This window comes from Pseudomonas sp. MWU12-3088, assembly GCF_023242405.1.
Taxonomy (GTDB): domain Bacteria; phylum Pseudomonadota; class Gammaproteobacteria; order Pseudomonadales; family Pseudomonadaceae; genus Aquipseudomonas; species Aquipseudomonas kribbensis.
This window is the reverse complement of the sequence record NZ_JALJEA010000001.1, coordinates 274,056-293,817: the sequence shown is the minus strand read 5'-3', so window position 1 is coordinate 293,817 and position 19,762 is coordinate 274,056. Positions and strand designations below refer to the sequence as shown.

General features: G+C 60.2%; 19 protein-coding genes and 1 pseudogene. 13 read left to right on the top strand and 7 right to left on the bottom strand.

Annotated features, from left to right (window positions below):
• Positions 1–6 precede the first annotated feature (6 nt).
• The 5 genes from M5B98_RS01435 (at position 7) to M5B98_RS01415 (ending at position 5,920) form a co-directional block, all read left to right on the top strand.
• Positions 7–1,110, top strand: a complete 1,104-nt coding sequence (locus M5B98_RS01435; RefSeq protein WP_085709772.1) for an ABC transporter ATP-binding protein — start codon at positions 7–9, stop codon at positions 1,108–1,110.
• A 16-nt stretch (positions 1,111–1,126) separates the two neighbouring features.
• Entirely contained in the window at positions 1,127–2,599 is a 1,473-nt protein-coding gene (locus M5B98_RS01430; protein ID WP_248741525.1) for a mannitol dehydrogenase family protein, read from the top strand.
• A gap of 207 nt (positions 2,600–2,806) precedes the next feature.
• Positions 2,807–4,303 (top strand): xylulokinase, encoded by a 1,497-nt coding sequence (gene xylB, locus M5B98_RS01425; RefSeq protein ID WP_248741524.1) that lies wholly within the window; start codon positions 2,807–2,809, stop codon positions 4,301–4,303.
• Between the two features lie 13 nt (positions 4,304–4,316).
• Positions 4,317–5,255: a carbohydrate kinase family protein gene (locus M5B98_RS01420; RefSeq protein WP_248741523.1), complete on the top strand. Its 939-nt coding sequence runs from the start codon at positions 4,317–4,319 to the stop codon at positions 5,253–5,255.
• A 44-nt stretch (positions 5,256–5,299) separates the two neighbouring features.
• Complete coding sequence (locus M5B98_RS01415; protein ID WP_248741522.1) at positions 5,300–5,920, top strand: hypothetical protein; 621 nt, start codon at positions 5,300–5,302, stop codon at positions 5,918–5,920.
• Between the two features lie 72 nt (positions 5,921–5,992).
• On the opposite strand, the gene M5B98_RS01410 is transcribed toward M5B98_RS01415, so the two are convergent.
• On the bottom strand, positions 5,993–7,294 hold the full coding sequence (locus M5B98_RS01410; protein ID WP_248741521.1) for an OprD family porin: 1,302 nt from the start codon (positions 7,292–7,294) through the stop codon (positions 5,993–5,995).
• Between the two features lie 361 nt (positions 7,295–7,655).
• On the opposite strand from M5B98_RS01410, the gene M5B98_RS01405 reads away from it, so the two are divergent.
• A complete protein-coding gene (locus M5B98_RS01405) occupies positions 7,656–9,641 on the top strand; it encodes a type VI secretion system tip protein VgrG (RefSeq protein ID WP_248741520.1) in 1,986 nt (661 codons plus the stop codon).
• Entirely contained in the window at positions 9,638–10,195 is a 558-nt protein-coding gene (locus M5B98_RS01400; protein ID WP_248741519.1) for a hypothetical protein, read from the top strand. Before M5B98_RS01405 ends, M5B98_RS01400 begins: the two co-directional genes overlap by 4 nt.
• Positions 10,196–10,254: 59 nt before the next feature.
• On the opposite strand, the gene M5B98_RS01395 is transcribed toward M5B98_RS01400, so the two are convergent.
• On the bottom strand, positions 10,255–10,551 hold the full coding sequence (locus tag M5B98_RS01395; protein ID WP_248741518.1) for a hypothetical protein: 297 nt from the start codon (positions 10,549–10,551) through the stop codon (positions 10,255–10,257).
• Between the two features lie 486 nt (positions 10,552–11,037).
• Between M5B98_RS01395 and M5B98_RS01390 the strand changes: the two genes are divergently transcribed.
• Together M5B98_RS01390 and M5B98_RS01385 are read left to right on the top strand one after the other, a co-directional pair.
• Positions 11,038–11,304 (top strand): DUF2790 domain-containing protein, encoded by a 267-nt coding sequence (locus M5B98_RS01390; protein WP_248741517.1) that lies wholly within the window; start codon positions 11,038–11,040, stop codon positions 11,302–11,304.
• Between the two features lie 91 nt (positions 11,305–11,395).
• Positions 11,396–11,794, top strand: coding sequence for a hypothetical protein (locus M5B98_RS01385; protein WP_085709759.1), 399 nt, complete (start codon positions 11,396–11,398; stop codon positions 11,792–11,794).
• Here M5B98_RS01385 and M5B98_RS01380 read toward each other — a convergent pair.
• Entirely contained in the window at positions 11,791–12,060 is a 270-nt protein-coding gene (locus tag M5B98_RS01380; RefSeq protein WP_248741516.1) for a DUF1652 domain-containing protein, read from the bottom strand. The two genes, M5B98_RS01385 and M5B98_RS01380, sit on opposite strands and share 4 nt — an antisense overlap.
• A 371-nt stretch (positions 12,061–12,431) precedes the next feature.
• On the opposite strand from M5B98_RS01380, the gene eco reads away from it, so the two are divergent.
• Positions 12,432–12,917, top strand: coding sequence for a serine protease inhibitor ecotin (gene eco / locus M5B98_RS01375; RefSeq protein WP_248741515.1), 486 nt, complete (start codon positions 12,432–12,434; stop codon positions 12,915–12,917).
• A 20-nt stretch (positions 12,918–12,937) separates the two neighbouring features.
• Positions 12,938–13,243: an NIPSNAP family protein gene (locus tag M5B98_RS01370; protein ID WP_085709756.1), complete on the top strand. Its 306-nt coding sequence runs from the start codon at positions 12,938–12,940 to the stop codon at positions 13,241–13,243.
• A gap of 15 nt (positions 13,244–13,258) precedes the next feature.
• Here the strand turns inward: M5B98_RS01370 and ilvA are convergent.
• Positions 13,259–14,260: pseudogene (gene ilvA / locus M5B98_RS01365) on the bottom strand (threonine ammonia-lyase, biosynthetic); the annotation flags it as partial.
• A 251-nt stretch (positions 14,261–14,511) separates the two neighbouring features.
• Here ilvA and M5B98_RS01360 point away from each other — a divergent pair.
• Positions 14,512–14,850 carry a DUF2834 domain-containing protein gene (locus tag M5B98_RS01360; RefSeq protein WP_248741514.1) on the top strand — a complete coding sequence of 113 codons (339 nt, stop codon included), beginning with the start codon at positions 14,512–14,514 and terminating at the stop codon, positions 14,848–14,850.
• Here the strand turns inward: M5B98_RS01360 and M5B98_RS01355 are convergent.
• Together M5B98_RS01355 and M5B98_RS01350 are read right to left on the bottom strand one after the other, a co-directional pair.
• The gene (locus tag M5B98_RS01355) at positions 14,831–15,754 is read right to left on the bottom strand and encodes a magnesium transporter CorA family protein (RefSeq protein WP_119426398.1); all 924 of its coding nucleotides are present in this window, start codon (positions 15,752–15,754) and stop codon (positions 14,831–14,833) included. The two genes, M5B98_RS01360 and M5B98_RS01355, sit on opposite strands and share 20 nt — an antisense overlap.
• A gap of 7 nt (positions 15,755–15,761) precedes the next feature.
• Positions 15,762–17,336: a RimK family protein gene (locus M5B98_RS01350; RefSeq protein ID WP_248741513.1), complete on the bottom strand. Its 1,575-nt coding sequence runs from the start codon at positions 17,334–17,336 to the stop codon at positions 15,762–15,764.
• 92 nt (positions 17,337–17,428) lie between these two features.
• Here M5B98_RS01350 and rimI point away from each other — a divergent pair, with 92 nt between their 5' ends.
• Positions 17,429–18,532: a ribosomal protein S18-alanine N-acetyltransferase gene (gene rimI / locus M5B98_RS01345; RefSeq protein ID WP_248741512.1), complete on the top strand. Its 1,104-nt coding sequence runs from the start codon at positions 17,429–17,431 to the stop codon at positions 18,530–18,532.
• A gap of 5 nt (positions 18,533–18,537) precedes the next feature.
• On the opposite strand, the gene M5B98_RS01340 is transcribed toward rimI, so the two are convergent.
• Complete coding sequence (locus M5B98_RS01340) at positions 18,538–19,683, bottom strand: PQQ-dependent sugar dehydrogenase (protein WP_248741511.1); 1,146 nt, start codon at positions 19,681–19,683, stop codon at positions 18,538–18,540.
• Positions 19,684–19,762 lie beyond the last annotated feature (79 nt).

The window sequence follows — 19,762 nt, the reverse complement described above, 5'->3', positions numbered from 1 at the left end:
GCCACCATGGCCAACCTGAAAATCAAGAATCTGCAAAAAGGCTTCGAAGGTTTTTCCATCATCAAGGGCATCGACCTTGAGGTGAACGACAAGGAATTCGTGGTGTTCGTCGGCCCGTCGGGCTGCGGCAAATCCACCCTGCTGCGACTGATCGCCGGCCTTGAAGAAGTCAGCGGCGGCACCATCGAACTGGACGGGCGCGACATCACCGAAGTCAGCCCGGCCAAACGTGACCTGGCGATGGTGTTCCAGACCTACGCGCTGTACCCGCACATGACCGTGAAGAAGAACATGTCGTTCGCACTCGACCTGGCGGGCGTGCCGAAGGCTGAAGTCGAGAAGAAAGTCGGCGAAGCGGCGCGGATTCTCGAACTCGGGCCGATGCTGGAACGCAAGCCGAAGCAGCTGTCCGGCGGCCAGCGTCAGCGTGTGGCCATCGGCCGGGCGATCGTGCGCAACCCGAAAATCTTCCTGTTCGACGAACCGCTGTCCAACCTCGACGCCGCCCTGCGGGTGCAGATGCGCCTTGAGCTGCTGCGCCTGCACAAAGACTTGAAAGCGACGATGATCTACGTGACCCACGATCAGGTCGAAGCCATGACCATGGCCGACAAGGTGGTGGTGCTCAATGGCGGCAAAATCGAGCAGGTCGGCTCACCGCTGGAGCTGTATCACAATCCCGCCAACCTGTTCGTTGCCGGTTTCCTCGGCACGCCGAAAATGGGTTTCCTCAAGGGCAAGATCGCCCGGATCGACGGCCCGAGCTGCGAAGTCTCGCTGGACGCCGGCACCCGCATCACCCTGCCGTTCAACGCGTCGAACCTGAGCGTCGGCAGCGCCGTGACCCTGGGCATTCGTCCGGAACATCTGGAGCTGGCGCAACCGGGCGACTGCACCCTGCAAGTCACCGCCGACGTCAGCGAACGACTGGGCAGCGACACCTTCTGCCACGTCAAGACCAACGCCGGCGAAGCCCTGACCATGCGCGTGCGCGGTGATCTGGCGAGCCGCTACGGCGAACAGCTGAACCTGCACCTGGACGCCGCCCACTGCCATCTGTTCGATGCCGACGGCGTGGCGCTGACCCGCCCGTTGCGCGCCGCCGCCTGATTTCGAGACTGACCCGATGAAACTGAACCAGCAAAACCTCAACCGCCTCGCTGCCGAGGTGAAACTGCCAGCCTACAGCCTCAGCGACACCCGCCAGGGCATCGCCCACATCGGCGTCGGCGGCTTCCACCGTGCGCATCAGGCGTATTACACCGATGCACTGATGAACACCGGCGAAGCGCTGGACTGGGCCATTTGCGGTGTCGGCCTGCGCGCCGAAGACCGCCGCGCCCGGGACGATCTCAAGGAACAGGACTACCTGTTCACCCTGTTCGAATTGGGTGATAGCGACGACACCGAAGTCCGCGTCATCGGCGCGATCCGCGACATGCTGCTGGCCAGCGACAGCGCCCAGGTGCTGATCGACAAACTCGCCGACCCGCAAGTCCGCATCGTCTCGCTGACCATCACCGAGGGCGGCTATTGCATCGATGACAGCAACGGCGAGTTCATGGCGCACCTGCCGCAGATTCAGCACGACCTGACCTACCCGCAGCAACCGCAAACCGTGTTCGGCTTCCTTTGTGCAGCGCTGGCCAAGCGACGCAAAGCGGGCATTCCGGCGTTCACCGTGATGTCCTGCGATAACCTGCCACACAACGGCGCCGTCACCCGCAAGGCACTGCTGGCGTTCACCGCGCTACTCGATCCCGACCTGCGCGACTGGATCGACGCCAACGTCAGCTTCCCCAACGCCATGGTCGATCGCATCACCCCGATGACCAGCACCGCGCATCGCCTGCAACTGGCGGACAAACACGCCGTCGACGACGCGTGGCCGGTGGTCTGCGAACCGTTTGTGCAATGGGTGCTGGAAGACAAATTCGTCAACGGCCGCCCGGCCTGGGAAAAGGTCGGCGTACAGTTCACCGACGACGTTTCACCCTACGAAGAGATGAAGATCAAACTGCTTAACGGCAGCCATCTGGCCCTGACGTATCTGGGCTTTTTGAAGGGCTACCGTTTCGTTCACGAAACCATGAACGACCCGTTGTTCGTGCGTTACATGCGCGCCTACATGGACCTGGACGTGACCCCGCAACTGGCGCCGGTGCCGGGCATCGACCTGACGGAGTACAAGAACACGCTGGTGGCGCGGTTCTCCAATCAGGCGATTGCCGATCAGCTGGAGCGGGTGTGTTCGGATGGTTCTTCGAAGTTTCCCAAGTTCACCATTCCGACGATCAATCGGTTGATTGCCGATGGTCGCGAGACCAAGCGCGCGGCACTGGTGGTGGCGGCCTGGGCGCTTTATCTGAAGGGCGTGGACGAGAATGGCGACACTTACTCGATTCCGGATCCTCGGGCGGCGTTTTGTCAGGCGTTGGTGGCGGAGGATGCCTTGATCACTGAGCGGTTGTTGGGGGTTGAGGAGATTTTCGGGGGGGCGATACCGCGTTCGAAGGAGTTTGTGGCGGCGTTTGAGTGGTGCCTGAATAGTTTGCGCGAAGAAGGCGTCACTCGGACTCTGGAACGGGTTCTCGCCTGAAAAGCTCCCCCTCACCCTAGCCCTCTCCCGGAGGGAGAGGGAACCTACCGAGGTGCTCTTTCGAGGTACATCGACCTGAACGTTTTGAGTCGAACTCAGGAATTGAAAGGCTCCACGATCTGCTCCCTTTCCCCCTCTCCCCTCTGGGGAGAGGGTTGGGGTGAGGGGTGGCTTTAGAAGTCGCCAAAAAACCAACAGGTTCACACCATGAACAACCAACAACTCTTCCTCGGCATCGACTGCGGCACCCAAGGCACCAAAGCCATCATCCTCGACGCCACCAGCGGTCAGGTGCTGGGCCAGGGCGCCGCCGCCCACACGATGATCAGCGGCGCCAACGGCCGTCGCGAACAGGACACCGCACAATGGCTGGAGGCCTTCGCCCTCGCCACCCGGCGTGCATTGCTGGCGGCAAATGTCGACGGTCAGGCGATCCTCGGCATCGGCGTTTCCGGCCAGCAACACGGTCTGGTGCTGCTCGACGATCAGGGCCAGGTCCTGCGCCCGGCCAAGCTCTGGTGCGACACCGAAACCACCGCAGAAAACGACCGCCTGCTGACTTGGCTCGGCGGCGAAAAAGGCTCGCTTGAACGCCTCGGCGTGGTGATTGCGCCGGGCTACACCGTGTCCAAACTGTTGTGGACCAAGGAGCAGCACCCCGCCGTTTTCTCTCGGATCGCAAAGATCCTGCTGCCCCACGACTACCTGAATTTCTGGCTCACCGGCCGTAGCTGCAGCGAGTACGGCGACGCATCCGGCACCGGTTACTTCAACGTGCGCATCCGCCAATGGGATCTGCAGCTGCTGCGCGACATCGACGCCAGCGGCCGTCTGCAAGCGGCGCTGCCAGAGCTGATCGACGCCCATCAAGCGGTGGGCACGATCCTGCCGGCGATTGCCGAACACCTCGGCGTCAACCCCAATGCGCTGGTGTCCAGCGGTGGCGGCGACAACATGATGGGCGCCATCGGCACCGGCAATATTCAACCGGGGGCGAGCACCATGAGCCTCGGTTCTTCCGGCACGGTGTATGCCTACTCTGAGGCGCCCAAGGTCAGCCCCGATGCCTCCGTCGCGACCTTCTGCTCGTCGAGCGGCGGCTGGCTGCCGTTGATCTGCACCATGAACCTGACCAACACCACCGGGGCGATTCGCGAACTGTTCGAGCTCGACCTTGAGTCGTTCAACGCGCTTGTCGCTCAGGCCCCGATCGGTGCCGAGGGCGTGAGCATGCTGCCGTTCCTCAACGGCGAACGCGTGCCTCCCCTGCCCCATGCCACCGGCAGCCTGCATGGCCTGACGATCGATAACCTGACGCAAGCCAATCTGTGCCGCGCAGCGGTCGAAGGCACCACCTTCGGCCTGCGTTTCGGACTGGATCTGTTGCGCCAGAATGGTTTACAAAGCCGCAGCATTTGCCTGATCGGAGGCGGCTCGAAAAGTGCGGTGTGGCGGCAGATCGTCGCCGACATCATGAACACCCCGGTGATCTGCACCGAGCAGAGCGAAGCCGCCGCCCTCGGCGCGGCGATTCAGGCGGCGTGGTGCAAGTCGTGGTCCAACGGCCACGAAGACACTCTGGCCGACCTGTGCGAACGCTGCGTGAAGCTCGATCTGAACAGTGAAACCCTGCCGGTTGCCGCCAATGTCGCAGCCTTCCAGCAGGCCTATGAACGCTATCGACTGCATGTCGCAACCTTATAAAGAGCAAACAACTATGTACCTGGTGTGTGGCGAAGCGCTGTTCGATTTCTTCAGCGAAGACGATGCCGGCGGGCAGGCGTCGAAAGTCAATTTCAAGGCGATTGCCGGTGGCTCGCCGTTCAACGTGGCCGTGGGTTTGCGTCGCCTGGGCGTGGACTCGGCGCTGTTCGCCGGACTGTCCACCGACTACCTCGGCCGGCGCTTGCAGCAGGTGCTGCAGGACGAAGGCGTACGCCCGGATTATCTGGTGGATTTCGCCGCGCCGACCACGCTGGCGATGGTCGCGGTAGGCGCCAATGGCTCGCCGCACTACAGCTTCCGTGGTGAAGGCTGCGCTGACCGACAGTTGAGCCTGGCGCACCTGCCGACGCTGGGTCCGGACGTGCGCGGCTTGCACTTCGGTTCCTTCTCACTGGTGGTGCAACCAGTGGCGGATACTTTGCTTGCGCTGATTAAGCGCGAAAGCGGCAAACGCCTGATCAGCCTCGACCCGAACGTGCGCCTCAATCCCGAACCGAACATCGACCTGTGGCGCGAGCGGATCGCCATGCTGGTAGAGCTGGCGGATCTGATCAAGGTCAGCGACGAGGACTTGAGCCTGTTGTATCCCGAGCAGGATCCGCAGCGGGTCATCGAAGGCTGGCTGCAGCATCGTTGCCAGGTGGTGTTCCTGACTCGAGGCGGTGAAGGCGCGACGGTGTTCAGCCGTGCTCACGGCTCTTGGTCGGTGCCGGCGAGTTCGGTGAAAATCGCCGATACCGTCGGCGCGGGCGATACCTTCCAGGCTGCATTGATCACCTGGCTGACCGAGCAGGAACTGGATTCGGTGGAAGGCGTACAGCATCTGCAACGCGAGCAGATCGACGCCATGCTCAGGTTTGCCGTACAGGCGGCCGCCCTGACGTGCAGCAAGACAGGTCCGGATTTGCCTTATCGCCACCAGTTGACCTGACCGCGTAGACTGGCGCCCTTTTTTGCACGACGGGATGACGGCTTTTGAATTCGGGGCGCACGGTTGGACTGTTGGTATTGGCGGCATTGCTGAGCGGTTGCGGAACATCGCCGCCGCGTTCGCCGGAAAACCTCTGCGAGATTTTCCGCGAGAAAAGTGATTGGTACGACGCCGCGCAAGTCACGCAAAAGCGCTGGGGCGTGCCGATCCAGGTGCCGTTCGCGATCATGTATCAGGAGTCCGGCTACCGCTACGACGCCAAGACGCCGCGCAAGTATCTGCTGTGGGTGATCCCGTGGGGACGCGTCACGACCGCAGCGGGTTACGCGCAGGCCAAGGATGAAGTCTGGGCCGACTACCAGAAAAGCACCGGCCGCCACGGCGCCGACCGCGAAGACTTCGATGACGCCATCGACTTTGTCGGCTGGTACATGGACAAGACCACGTCGATCAACGGCGTGTACAAGTACGACGCCTACAACCAGTACCTCAACTACCACGAGGGCTGGGGCGGTTTCCGGCAGAAGACTTATGCCAGCAAGGCTTGGTTGCCGCCGGTGGCGCGCAAGGTGCAGAACCGTTCGGACATGTACGGCCAGCAATACGCGGCGTGCAAGGATGATTTGAATCGCGGGTTCTGGAGCCGGTTCTGGTATTGGCTCTGACCGCAGGCGCAAAAAAAAACCATCACGAGTTTACTCGCGATGGTTTTTTTACGGTCGATGATCTGAACGGACTTACAACACCGAAAAGTTGTAACTCACGATCAACCGGGTCTCATCCACGTCCCGGGCGAACTTCTCGTAGTTCGTCCGATACGTCGCATTACGCAAACGCAGGCTGACGTCCTTGAACGTGCCGCTCTGGATCACGTACTTCAACTCGCTGTCGCGTTCCCACTCTTTGCCTTCCTGATCGCTGCCCGGCACCTTGATGTGATCGCCGTTCACGTAACGGGTCAGGAAGCTCAGGCCGTTGATGCCGATGGCCTTGAAGTCGTAGTCGTAACGCAGCTGCCAGGAACGTTCCTGTGCGGCGGCGAAATCGTTGACCTGCACGTAGTTGACCAGGTACGGGTTGCTGCCATCGAGGTACGGCATCGAATTGTCGCCGTTCATGCGCTGCCAGCCGGCGCTGAAGGTGTGGCCGCTGATGCCGTAGGACAGCATCCCGCTCAAGGCGCGGTTGTCGATGGAGCCGGCTTTTGCATCGCCGCTGTCGGCGCTTTTCAGTAGTCGCAGATCGGCTTTCAACACACCGTCACCCAGCGGCTGATTGCCCAACAGACCCACAAAGTGCTGACGGTAGATGTCTTCCAGCTCGGCGTAGTGGTACTGCGCGGTCAGGCGATCGTTGATCTTGTAGTCGAAGCCGTACATGTCGAAATGATCGGCGGTGGTGTTGCACGCATAGCGCTTGTTCTTGCAGTGCACGCGGATGTCCTGGGAATCGGTCGAGTCCCGGGCGGTGTACTTGTCCAGGCGTGCGGCCATGAAGGTCAGGTCCTTCACCTCTTTGGAGGTCAGCATCGCGCCGTTGAACATGGTCGGCAGCAGACGGCCGTCGTTGTACTTGAGCAGCGGCAGATCCGGCAGCAACGCGCCGTATTTCAGCACCGTATCCGAGACTTTCACTTTGGCGGTCAGGCCCATTTTCGCGTACTGGCCTTTCGAACCGCGCGGGTTGTCGCCGCTGGACGGCAGCAGGCCGCTGTTGCTGCGGTCAGGGCTGGAGTCGAGCTGGAAGCCCGCCATGCCCAGCGCATCGATGCCGAAACCTACGGTGCCTTCGGTGTAACCCGATTGCAGATTGAGAATGAAGCCTTGAGCCGACTCTTCGCGCTTGGACGCGCCCTGATCATTGGAGGTGTGCCCATCACGGAAATCGCGGTTGAAATACACCGTACGCGATTCGATCTTCGCCGTGGTGTCTTCGAAGAAACCGCCGGCCTGAGCCTGTGCGGTAAAACCGGCGCACAGCACCAGGGCTCCGAAGCCAAACGACTGGCGCGGGGTGATGAGGGGAAATGGGGGACGCATTGAAAACTCCAACAGAACAACGATTGCGCAGTCGCGCAAACAACCAGAAATAGCTCCCGTCCCGGCACGGTGAAGAGCCGGGAGGAAGTGAACACGCGGGGGTGAGCGCCCATGATGGCAGATGGCTTTGACGTGCTACAGGCGACTTTAGTCTGAAACTGACTGATTGTTCCTGAGCGCCAAATCAGGTGGCAGTCTTGAGACTGGCAGCGCCAAGTGCCGGTTTTACTGGATAAAACCGTAGCTCTAAGGGTTTTCCCTATGCCTTCGGGGCTGTGCTTCTACGGCATTTGCGCCTTGAACGAGGCCGTTTAATCCTGCACCATCCGCCCACGCTAATCCAAAGGACGGAAATCAAGGCATGCTGGACGCCAACGCTACCCACATTACCCTCACGCTCGAAGGCGCTTCCGCCGACCTGCAAGTCCTCAGCTTCACCGGTCGCGAAGCCCTCAACGAACCGTTCCGTTTCGACCTCGAACTGGTCAGCGCCCGTCCTGACCTCAAGCTCGAAGAACTCCTGCACAAGCCCGGCTGCCTGACTTTCGGCGCCACTGGTGAGGGCAAGATTCATGGCCTGGTGTATCGCATCGAGCAAGGCGACTCCGGCAAGACCCTGACCCGCTACAGCCTCAGCCTGGTGCCGCAACTGGCCTACCTGCGGCACAACCATGACCAGCAAATCTTCCAGCAACTGACGGTGCCGAAGATCATCGCCCAGGTGCTGGAAGATCGCGGCATTCTGGCCGACGCCTACAGCTTCCAGCTCAGCGCCGAGTACCCGGAACGCGATTACTGCGTGCAGTACGACGAATCCGACCTGCATTTCATCCAGCGCCTGTGCGAAGAGGAAGGCATTCACTTCCACTTCCAGCACAGCAGCAGCGGCCACAAACTGGTGTTTGGCGACGACCAGACCGTTTTTCGCAAACTGAAACCGGTGAACTACCAGCAAGACTCCGGCATGACCGCCGACAAACCAGTGATCAAGCGCTTCAACCTGCGCCTGGAAACCCGCACCAGCCGCGTCAGCCGCCGCGACTACGATTTCGAAAAACCGAAGATCCTGCCCGAAGGCGCAGCCAAATCCGCGTTCATGCCGGACCTCGAGGACTACGACTATCCCGGCCGCTTCACCACCCGCGAGCGCGGCAAGTTCCTTTCGACCCGCGCCCTGGAACGCCATCGCAGCGACTACAAACTCGCTGAAGGCAAAGGTGACGAACCGACCCTGACCACGGGCCATTTCCTGACCCTGGCCGAACATCCGCGCGCCGAATGGAACGATATGTGGCTGCTGCTGGAAGTCTTCCACGAAGGCAAGCAACCGCAAGTGCTGGGCGAAAACGTCACCAGCGACGTGACCGACAACAAAAGCGATTTCCACCAGGGCTACCGCAACAGCTTCGTCGCCACCCCCTGGGACGCGCACTACCGCCCTGCCCTCGAACACCCGAAACCGAAAGTCCTCGGCAGCCAGACCGCCATCGTCACCGGCCCCGGCGGCGAAGAGATCCACTGCGATCAGTACGGCCGGGTGAAGGTGCAATTCCACTGGGACCGCGACGGCCAGGCCGACGACAAGACCACCTGCTGGCTGCGTGTCGCCAGCGGCTGGGCCGGTGCTGCCTACGGTGGCATCGCCATCCCACGGATCGGCATGGAAGTGCTGGTGACCTTCCTTGAAGGTGACCCCGACCAACCGCTGGTCACCGGTTGCCTGTACCACAAGGAAAACGTCGTCCCCTACGACCTGCCGGCGAACAAGACCCGCAGCACCTTCAAGACCCTGAGTTCCCCGGGCGGCAAGGGTTACAACGAGTTCCGCATCGAAGACAAGAAAGGCGTCGAGCAGATCTACATCCACGCCCAGCGCGACTGGGACGAAAACATCGAGCACGACCAGAAGATCCGCGTCGGCAATGAACGCCACGACACCGTCGAAGCCAACACCCTGAGCGAATTCAAGGTCGAGGAACATCGCATCACCCACCTGGACCGCAAGAGCGAAATGCGCGCCAACGATCACCTGACCGTGGGCGTGACCCAACACGTGAAGGTCGGCACCGGGCAGTTCGTAGAAGCGGGCACGGAAATTCACTACCACGCTGGCGACAAAGTCGTGATCGAAGGCGGAATGGAGCTGACGGCCAAGGCTGGCGGCAGCTTCGTCAAGGTCGATGCCGGTGGCGTGACCATCAGCGGTGCCGAGGTGAAGGCCAATACCGGTGGTGCGCCGGGTGCCGGCACCGGGATCGCGATTCTGCCGCCGGTCATTCCGGCCCCGGCCGCCAACGACAAGCCTGGCACCGTCGTGTCGCCGAAGCAGGTGGTGAAATCCGCTTGAGGCTCAACGCAGTCTTTGCGGCTGGACTCATCGCTTCAAGCCTTCATGTCGTTGCCGCTCAGCCATCGTTCACGACGGTGGCTGAGTGTGATCTGGCAGGCCCCGACAGCAGACTTTCCTTGCTGCGGGGCCACCCCCTCTCCGACGCTCACGTTTACAAAATCCGTCAGGAACAAGAAACCCGATTCTTGTATGCGGATGCCGATGCTTCTTTCGGCAGTCGTGTTGATTGGCAGTGCGTGCCAACCGGCAAAGGCGCGAATGTCTTTGTGATTACTGGCGAGTTCAGCTCCAACTACCAACAAGGCATTCTGCTTTTTCGGGATACGAACGACAGGCGGATTCACCGCGTGGAGTTCGCGGAGCGAAACCGTCCTCGCTGGGTATTTAGCGGCTCGAAAGGCCCCAAAGTCATTTTCGAGAACGCTGGATATGAGAGCGCCCACAAGTATTTGATTTACGGGCCGGCGGATACCTATCTGGAAACGGATGAGTTGCCGTTACCTGCGACCGCACAAGGCGAATCGCTGATTGAGTTGAAACCTTATCCGTAGCTTGAACGTTTTAATTCAACAGGGGCCCATCGCGTCCCCCGTTGAACGCTGGCGAAATGTCAGGCCGGTGCAGTCCAGTTCAACATTTTCTGCTGCGCAACCTGCAGCAGGTCATTGCCATCCTGTGCCAACAGGTACAACGCATGGGTGATGTGGGGAATGTCCTGGACATCGGCGTGTTTGAAGCACAGGCAATGCAGGGTTTCGAGCAGGTCGGCGGCGGCGCGTACGCGCTGGACGGCGGCTTCGAAGATGTCTTGGGGGTTGGCTTCGGTGTCGATGACCAGCGGTGCGCTGTCGGTGACGCCGCTGTTGAGCGGGAGATAGCGGGCGGAGCTTAGTTTCAGTATTGGCATTGGAATTACTCGATAGGCTTCAATGACCCGCCGACACCGTGACCAAACGATGGGAGGCGGACTGTATGCAAGGCTTGGTCAACTGAGAAACCCGATCAGCTCGCCCGAAGGCGCCCCTGCACACAGCCGCCACAGCAATGTACTCCGAAGACACGAATGTCCGCGGCGCGAATGATGGCACAAGATGTGTCGAGTTATCAGGCGACCAAACCTGAGTCGCTGATTTTGCAGCGACACCAAAACCATAACCGCCCCGCTCCTGCCGCCGGAAGCAGACAAGGCAGCGGTTCCTGTAGGAAGGCGCCGAGAATCCCCCGAGAAACAATCCCCCGTCAGACAGCCGGCATTCAGCCGGGTTAACCCTCGCTTAACGCCGTGGTCAAAGACTCTAGTCATCCGCACGCTCTCAGCCGATGCTGACGCCCAGTGCGGCAGGTCTGGCGTGTTTCACGCCGGGCTTTCTTTCCGTCGCACGGGAGTCTCTCCATGAACATTCGTCCGTTCCTGTTCACCACCGCCCTCGCCTGCACGGCGTTTGCCGGGCTGGCCCAGGCCAATGACACCACGACCACCAAAGCGGTGCCGTACACCTATGGCATGCCGTTGAATGTGGCCAAAGTGGTCTCGATGACCGAGCAGCCAACCAAGGCCTGCAAAGTGATCGATGCCGACATGAAGTACATTGATACGTCAGGCAAACCCGAAGAAATCACCTACCGGAAAATGTCTGACGCCTGCGACTTCCAGAACTGACAGAAAGCTCTGATTTGCGGCTTTGCGGTAGGCGGGCAAGGGTCTCGAAGGTTATCCTCGGGACCCCTCCTCACTGCCGCAAGGATTCGCCATGCAGTTGTCGTTTCGCACATTGTCGACCATCACATTTTCCCTGTGTTTTCTGCTGGCGCTGGCCTGGGGCCTCGTGCCGCAAATACTGCTTTCGATCTGGAGCATTGAATACTCCGAGGCAGCAGGTTTTGTAGCGCGACGCATGGCAGTGCTGTTCGCGGCGTTGGGAGTAATGTTTTATCTGGTGCGCAATGCGCCGGTGTCGATCGCGCGCAATGCAATGAATAACGGTTTTATCGTCGGCTGTTTTGGCCTGGCGGTGCTGGGGTTTGCTGAATGGCTCAACGGCCATGCCGGCCCCGGGATTCTGCTCGCGGTGCTGGTCGAGTTCGCGCTGGGCCTTGGTTTCGTGCAGGCCCGGCGCGTGACGGTCGAACTGGGTGAAACGGTCGGTTAAACGACTCTGGATCGCGGCGCTGAATGATGGGTCGCCGTGTGTTGCGCGAGATCGGAGCGCAACCCGGCGATCAGGCCGTTGATTTCACGACAGCTGTTCAGGTGACTGGCATCGATGCCACTGACCAGCAAATCAACCTGATCGGTCTGGTGATCGCCATAGACCTTGACGGTCATCGACAGATCCGGGGACAGCGTGCACTGACAGCGTTTCGGCAGAAAGCTGCTTTCAATGATATTGCGTAGTTCCAAGGCAGACAGAAACATGGCGAACCCTCTCCTTACTGTGAGACTGCCAATCAAGTATTCACATTGACCGTTGCCACTGTTCCCGGCGGGTGTATCCCCGCTGAATCCCTGGGTATGGCAAGCGGTTGTACTGCGAAATGCCCATTGGAGTGTAGGCGCACAAACTCGGTGCGCTGCACCAAATCAACGCATAAAACGTGCCTTTCATCGGGTCGATTACACCTCCTGTCAAATCAATGACTTGGCGAAAACGCAGGCAAGTGGCCAGTTGCAAAATGCAAGATTCGATCGTGCAGGCACTGCAATTTGCAAGCGGCTGGCGGTTTGCATTCATCGCCCATGGCAGTGAGAATGCCCGTCAACCAACGTACACCCGCCAGGAGGCTTCAATGGGAAATTTCACTGTTTACGCGACGGCCGGCCTGATGCTCGCCGGCCTGTCCACCCTCACCCACGCCGCCAAACTCGAAGACACGGCGCCCTACCCCAAAGCCGAAGCGGGCTTCACCCGCCAGGTCATTCACCTGCCGCAGCAGGCCCAGGAAGATAACTTCAAAGTTGAGATCCTCGCCGGCAAGACCCTCGAGGTGGACTGCAACCGCCAGCGCCTGGGCGGCACCCTCGAAGAGAAAAACCTCGAAGGCTGGGGCTATCCGTTTTACCGCCTGGAAAAAGTCAGCGGCCCGATGAGCACGCTGATGGCCTGCCCGCCCGGCAGTCAGAAAAAGCGCGCCTTCGTCCCTGTGATCGGTGACGGCTTCACCGTGCGTTACAACAGCAAACTTCCGATCGTGGTTTACGCACCGTCCGACGTCGAAGTGCGTTATCGCATCTGGTCGGCTTCGGACAAGGTCGGCACTGCCATCCCCGAGTAACTCGCCAAGGAGCAGCGGCATTGATTACCTGCCACGTCAGATACGTGATTGATCCCTATCAGCTCGACGCCTTCGAAGCCTATGCCAAGACGTGGCTAGGCATCGTCGAACGGCTGGGCGGAACGCATCACGGCTATTTTCTGCCCTCGGAAGGCGCGAGCAACATCGCCTACTGCCTGTTCAGTTTTCCGTCCCTGGCGGATTACGAAAGCTATCGCCACATTGCACTGACCGACCCGGAAAGCACGGCGTTGGTGGCGGACCTGATGGAGAAGAAGTTCATCATCAGCTACGAGCGCAGCTTCCTGCGCCCGCTGCTGCCCTGAACATCCTTAGGCCACGTCGCCGGCCGCAGCGCGCTCGGCGACGTGGCGCAAGCTGTCGAAGTTGATATTGGCGCCGGAATCGATGGCGATCAGCGTCTGATTCCGTGCGCCGGTCTGCGCCACGTGCTTTTTGATGCCCGCAACCGCCAACGCGCCGGAAGGCTCGGTGATCGAGCGGGTATCGTCGTAGATGTTCTTGATTGCCGCGCAGAGTTCGTCGTTGCTGACGGTGATCACTTCATCGACGCAGAAGCGGCAGACCTCGAAGCCATAGGCGCCGATCTGCGCCACCGCCACGCCATCGGCGAAAGTGCCGACGCTGGGCAACACCACTCGCGCATCCGCTTGCAACGCAGCCTTCAGACAGGCCGAGTGCTCCGACTCCACGCCGATGATCCGCACCTCCGGCCGCAGGTATTTCACATACGCTGCGATACCGGCGATCAAACCACCACCGCCCACCGGGACAAAGATCGCATCCAGCGCGCCCTGATGCTCGCGCAGGATTTCCATTGCGACGGTGCCCTGGCCAGCGATCACATCAGGATCGTCGAACGGCGAGACGAAGGTTCGCCCGGTCTGCTGAGCCAGTTGCAGCGCGTGGGCCAGGGCAAACGGAAAGCTTTCGCCATGCAACAGCGCTTCCGCTCCCCGACTGCTGACACCCAGTACTTTCAACTCAGGCGTGGTCGCCGGCATCACGATCGTCGCCGCAATGCCCAGCTCACGGGCTGCCAGCGCAACACCTTGAGCGTGATTGCCTGCCGATGCCGTGATCACCCCGCGCGCCTTTTGCTCGTCACTCAATTGCACCAGCTTGTTGTAGGCACCACGGATCTTGAAGGAGAACGTCGGTTGCAGGTCTTCGCGCTTGAGCAGGATCCGGTTGCCCAGCGCTTCAGACAGTGCCGGCGCAGATTGCAGCGGCGTGCTCACCGCCAGTTCATAGACCGGCGCGGCGAGGATCTTTTTCACATACTGTTCAAGCAAGGCTTGCTGGTCGGGGCTGTGGCGCATGGTCGTCTCCTGACTTTTTATTCAGAACCCCGGAGACAGAAAGTAAAAACCCGCCTCTAGGGCGGGTTGGGTGCTGCAGTCGTGAGCTAGCCCGCCAAGTGAGGAATGGCGGTAATAATGCTTGGCTGGCAGCGCAATACGGTGGAAGTCATGGCCCCGAAATTAGCCCGGGCATTGCTGGCAAGTCAATGGCGAATTTTGCGACGGGCCTGTAGGCTGGCCTTTCGCTCATCTGACCAAGGAAGGAACGCATGATGTCCATCGCCCTGCCCCTCACCGCTTTGATCGCCTTCAGCGGCTACACCGTATCCGTGATGCTGCAAGCCGAACAATCGCTGATCGACTTCGGTATCAGTCTGATGTCGCGGCCAGACACCGCACAGGTGGTGATCGATCTTTATCTGCTGGCGACCCTGGCCGGCATCTGGATGTACAAGGATGCGCGCAAGCGCGGGCAGTCGGGTTGGTCGGTGGTGCCGTATCTGTTGCTGACGGCGGTTTTTGTGTCCATCGGGCCATTGCTCTATCTGGTGACCCGAGGACTGCAGGATCGCAAACGCCCCGCCGCCGTCATTTCGCCAGACGCCTGAGCCCGAACAGCATCCCGCCCGCCCCCAACAGCATCGCCGCCAGGAACAACGGGTACGACACCCACCACGGCGTGCCGGCGGTCATCATGCTGAATTCCGACATGCCGCCGATGCTGGCAATCAGGTTGAGCGGCAGGAACACCACGTTGATCAGCGTCAGTTTGCGCAACAGGTTGTTCATGCTGTTGTTCATCAGGTTGCCCCGGGCGTCGATCAGCCCGGAGAACACCGTCGAATAGATTTCCGCCTGCTTGTAGCACTGGTTGTTTTCGATGATCAGGTCGTCGATCAGGCCAATGGCTTCGCTGCCAAAATGTTGTTTCTCGGCGTGGTTGCGCAGCCGCGTCAGTACCGCGCCGTTGCTGTGCAGCGCGTTGATGTAATAGATCAGGCTTTCGCTGAGGTTGAACATCTGCACCAGATGCTGGTTCTGCATCGAGGCGTTGAATTTCTGCTGCAACTCCCGGGCGACCAGTTTGATCACCTTCAAATGCCCGAGATAGTGATGGATGTTGTTGAACAGCAGGTCCAGCAACACATCCAGCGGCGTATTGAGCGGCCGACCCGTGCCAAGACCGTGCAGCGGCGTGTCGTCGGTGGCGATCACCAGCAACTGGCCCGGCGAGAACAGCAAACCGCAGGACGACACCTCGAACGCCAGACTGCCGCCGCCGGAATAGTTCTCCGGGCGTTTCCAGATCAGAAACAAGTGATCCGGATGAAACTCGATCCGCGACACCTCATCCGGGTCCAGCGCCGAGGCCAGAGCATGCTCATCCAGTTTGAAGTGACTGTGGAGCAGATCGCGTTCAGCCGCGTCGGGGTCGCTGAACAACATCACCTCGGCGTCCAGCCGTTCGACCCGCTGCAACGCGCCGTGGCTCAGTGCAAAGCTGTTGATCATCGAGCGGTCACCAGGCCTGGCCGCGACGTTTGAGTTCCAGGCGCCTGACGAACTCCTCCAGCACCAGCGAATACAGATCGTCCTGCAAGTAGGCGTCTTCGATGCCGGCGTCGAGGTTCGGGTTGTCGTTGACCTCGATGACCACCACTTTGTCGCCGGCCTGTTTCAAATCGACGCCATACAGGCCGTCGCCGATCAGGTTGGCGGTTTTCACTGCCAGTTCCACCACCGCACGCGGCGCTTCGTGGATCGCCAGCGTGCGGCATTCGCCGTTGACGTCCTGGCCCTTGGCCTTGTGGTTGTAGATCTGCCAATGGCCCTTGGACATGAAGTACTGGCAGGCAAAGATCGGTTTGCGGTTGAGCACGCCGATGCGCCAGTCGTACTCGGTGTAGAAAAACTCCTGGGCCAGCAACAGCACCGAATGTTCGAAGAGTTCGGCGGTAGCTTCAAGCAGGGCTTGCTGGCTCTCGACCTTGATCACGCCCCGAGAGAAGCAGCCATCGGGAATCTTCAGCACCAACGGAAAACCCAGGCGTTCGCCGACCCGCTCGAAGTCTTCCGGTCGTTCCTTGTAGAGAATTTCCGTGGCCGGCATGCCCAGTTGATGGCTGTTGAGCAGGTCCGTGAGATAGACCTTGTTGGTGCAGCGCAGGATCGACGTCGGGTCATCCATCACCACCAGCCCTTCGCTTTCGGCTTTCTTGGCGAAACGGTAGGTGTGGTTGTCGACGCTGGTGGTCTCACGGATCAGCAGACCATCGTACTCGGCGAGCCGGGAGTAGTCCTTGCGTTCGATCAGTTCGACATCGATGCCCATGCCCTTGCCGACGCGCACGAAATTCTCCAGCGCCCGGGCGTTCGACGGCGGCAACGCTTCCTGCGGATCGTGGAGGATCGCCAGGTCATAACGTGCCACTTGCGGCGAACGCGGTACACGCCAGATCTTGCGGCTGAAGCCGTCCAGGGCATTGGCGAACTGATCTTCCTGATCGTCGCGCAACTTGTGCAGCGCACCGGACTTGATACCTTCGATGTGCCAACCGTTAGTTCTACGGAACTCAACTAACAGAATCGGACACGGGAACACTTCAAACAATTGTCGGGCCAGATCCTGCAACGGCTCGATATGCGTTTTGCCGAAATAAAGTGTCAGCGTGAAACCTTCGGTATCGCTGTAGAGATGATGGCTGAGGGCCTTTTCCAGGGTTTTATCCAGGTCATCCAGCGCCAGACCGTAAAGGGATTTTCGGGTCAGTTCACTGATGGTGCGCACCGACGGAATCACCTTGTGACCCCGGGCTTCTGCCAGCAGCGAGCAGTAATAGCCGTGGCCCAGATACTTGTAGCTGCGGCACAGGTTGATGACCTGAACGCGTTTTCCCGGCTCACTGTCGGGCGGTTGCTCGAGGTATTCCTGGGCCGTGAGGATGTCTTCACTGGGAAAGTACGAGGCCCAGTCTTCCTTGCGTTCGACGATGATCAACACTTGACTGGAAGTTCTGATTTGCGGTTTTAAATAAGTTGCCGGTGGCAAACTTTGACTGGATACTTCGCGCCAATGACCCTGTACCGCTGACATAGAAATTGATCCGTTGGAGAACAAGACCTTTTCTATTAAGCACGAACTTTTTCGAAAGTCCCGTTTCGTTACGCAACTTTTACGGCGGTCATATGAACACTGTTTTTCGCTTGGCGACAGTTGATGATTTAGCGGCGCTGCTGGCACTGGAAATGCACTGTTTCACCACGGACCGGCTCACTCGCCGCAGCTTTCAGTGGATGATTACCCGCGCCCACGGCCAGCTGCTGGTGGCCGGGCGTGAGGGTCAGTTGCTGGGTTATGCGCTGGTGCTGTTCCATCGCAGCACGTCGCTTGCGCGGTTGTATTCCATCGCCATTTCCCCCGAAGCCCGGGGCAGTGGCCTGGGCAAGCAGTTGCTGCAGCGCATCGAAGCCTGCGCCCTTGAGCACGACTGCGCTTACCTGCGGCTGGAGGTGCGTACTGACAACCCTGCCGCCATCGCGCTGTATGAACGCAGTGGCTATCGGCGCTTTGCGTTAATTCACGACTACTACGAAGACCATGCGGACGCTTTGCGCCTGGAAAAGCGCATCCTGCAACACCACGATTCGCGCAGCATCAAGGTGCCCTATTACCGGCAAACCACCGATTTCACCTGCGGGCCGGCTTGCCTGCTGATGGCCATGGGCGCCTTGCAGGCCGATCGTCTGCTGGAGCGTCGCGAAGAACTGCAGCTCTGGCGCGAAGCGACCACCGTGTTCATGACTGCCGGTCACGGCGGTTGCAGCCCTCAAGGCCTGGCGTTGGCCGCATGGCGCCGAGGGTTTCGCGTGCGCTTGCAACTGAGCATGACCGGGCCACTGTTTCTCGACGGCGTGCGCGACGCGCATAAAAAAGACGTCATGCGCCTGGTGCACGACGAGTTCATGGCACAGCTGAACGACACCGACGTCGATCAAATCATCGGCACGACACTCGATTTGCCCCGTCTGCTAAACGCTGGCGGGCAGCCTTTGGTGCTGATCAGCAGCTATCGGCTGACCCGCTCCAAATCCCCGCACTGGGTGATCGTCACCGATTGCGACGAGGATTTCGTCTACCTGCACGACCCGGATGTCGATCACAGCCAGCACCGCCAACCCATGGACTGCCAGCACGTGCCGGTCAGCCATGGGGAGTTCGAGAAGATGTGTCGGTTTGGGCGCGGCAAACTACGGGCAGCGGTGGTGCTTTACGCCCGCTCACCCGCATGAAGCAGTCACTTGAGTCCGACCTTGTACAGCGAGCCGTCGGACTCGTCCGTCAGCAGATACAGATAGCCGTCCGGCCCTTGACGCACATCACGGATCCGTTGCTTGAGATCGCCCAACAGGCGCTCTTCATGCACCACCTTGTTACCGTCGAACTGCAGACGAATCAGTTCCTGAGTGACCAGCGCCCCGATGAACACGTTGTGCTGCCAGGGCTTGAAACGGTCGCCATCGTAGAACGCCATGCCGGTGACACCCGGTGATTTTTCCCAGACATGGTGCGGGGCGACGGTGCCTTCGACGGTTTTGCCCTGGGCTTCAGGGATGGGCTGCATCGAGTAGTTGATGCCGTGGGTTGCCAGCGGCCAGCCGTAGTTCTTGCCGCGCTCGATGATATTCACCTCATCGCCACCGCGCGGGCCGTGCTCGTTTTCCCACAATGTGCCGGTCCATGGATTGAGTGCTGCGCCCTGCGGGTTGCGATGACCGTAGGACCAGATTTCCGGGCGCACACCGGACTGACCGACAAACGGGTTGTCATCCGGCACCTTGCCGTCGGGGTAAATGCGCACGACCTTGCCTTGCAGCTTGTCCAGATCCTGCGCGGTCGGACGGTCGTTGTTTTCGCCGAGGGTGATGAACAGGTAGCCGTCACGGTCGAATACCAGCCGCGAGCCGAAGTGATTGCCTACCGACAGTTTCGGTTCCTGACGGAAAATCACGTTGAAGTCCTTCAGGGTTTTCAGGTCGTCCGACAGGCGCCCGCGCCCGACCGCTGTCCCGGCCTTGTCACCGGCACCGCCGCCTTCGGCGTAGGACAGGTACACCAGCCGATCCTGTTTGAAGTCCGGTGACAGCACCACATCCAGCAACCCGCCCTGTCCCTTGGCCCAGACCTTGGGAACGCCATCGATCGGCGCCGACAGTTTGCCGTCAGCCCCCACCACCCGCAGATTGCCCGGACGCTCGGTCACCAGCATGCCCTGGCGATCCGGCAGGAACGCGAGCGCCCATGGGTGCGCAAGCCCTTGGGTAATCGTCGTGACTTCAAGGGTGCCCTGCTCGCTTTGCAATTCCTTGGGGGCAGCGGCGTATGCCGGGCTGCAGATAACAGCGCCGGCACACAGGCCGGCTAAAAGGGTTTTACGCAACATGCACGATTCCTTTTGTTCGATTGAAGGGCTGACAGAAGCGGTTCTGCCATTCAACGGTTGCTGTCGCCGTCACGGGCGG

Bases quoted from the DNA above. Each gene is read 5' to 3' on its own strand.
- M5B98_RS01435 (WP_085709772.1), top strand. From the start codon at position 7: ATGGCCAACCTGAAAATCAAGAATCTGCAAAAAGGCTTCGAAGGTTTT.
- M5B98_RS01430 (WP_248741525.1), top strand. From the start codon at position 1,127: ATGAAACTGAACCAGCAAAACCTCAACCGCCTCGCTGCCGAGGTGAAA.
- xylB (WP_248741524.1), top strand. From the start codon at position 2,807: ATGAACAACCAACAACTCTTCCTCGGCATCGACTGCGGCACCCAAGGC.
- M5B98_RS01420 (WP_248741523.1), top strand. From the start codon at position 4,317: ATGTACCTGGTGTGTGGCGAAGCGCTGTTCGATTTCTTCAGCGAAGAC.
- M5B98_RS01410 (WP_248741521.1), bottom strand. From the start codon at position 7,294: ATGCGTCCCCCATTTCCCCTCATCACCCCGCGCCAGTCGTTTGGCTTC.
- M5B98_RS01405 (WP_248741520.1), top strand. From the start codon at position 7,656: ATGCTGGACGCCAACGCTACCCACATTACCCTCACGCTCGAAGGCGCT.
- M5B98_RS01395 (WP_248741518.1), bottom strand. From the start codon at position 10,551: ATGCCAATACTGAAACTAAGCTCCGCCCGCTATCTCCCGCTCAACAGC.
- M5B98_RS01390 (WP_248741517.1), top strand. From the start codon at position 11,038: ATGAACATTCGTCCGTTCCTGTTCACCACCGCCCTCGCCTGCACGGCG.
- M5B98_RS01385 (WP_085709759.1), top strand. From the start codon at position 11,396: ATGCAGTTGTCGTTTCGCACATTGTCGACCATCACATTTTCCCTGTGT.
- M5B98_RS01380 (WP_248741516.1), bottom strand. From the start codon at position 12,060: ATGTTTCTGTCTGCCTTGGAACTACGCAATATCATTGAAAGCAGCTTT.
- eco (WP_248741515.1), top strand. From the start codon at position 12,432: ATGGGAAATTTCACTGTTTACGCGACGGCCGGCCTGATGCTCGCCGGC.
- M5B98_RS01360 (WP_248741514.1), top strand. From the start codon at position 14,512: ATGATGTCCATCGCCCTGCCCCTCACCGCTTTGATCGCCTTCAGCGGC.
- M5B98_RS01355 (WP_119426398.1), bottom strand. From the start codon at position 15,754: ATGATCAACAGCTTTGCACTGAGCCACGGCGCGTTGCAGCGGGTCGAA.
- M5B98_RS01350 (WP_248741513.1), bottom strand. From the start codon at position 17,336: ATGTCAGCGGTACAGGGTCATTGGCGCGAAGTATCCAGTCAAAGTTTG.
- rimI (WP_248741512.1), top strand. From the start codon at position 17,429: ATGAACACTGTTTTTCGCTTGGCGACAGTTGATGATTTAGCGGCGCTG.
- M5B98_RS01340 (WP_248741511.1), bottom strand. From the start codon at position 19,683: ATGTTGCGTAAAACCCTTTTAGCCGGCCTGTGTGCCGGCGCTGTTATC.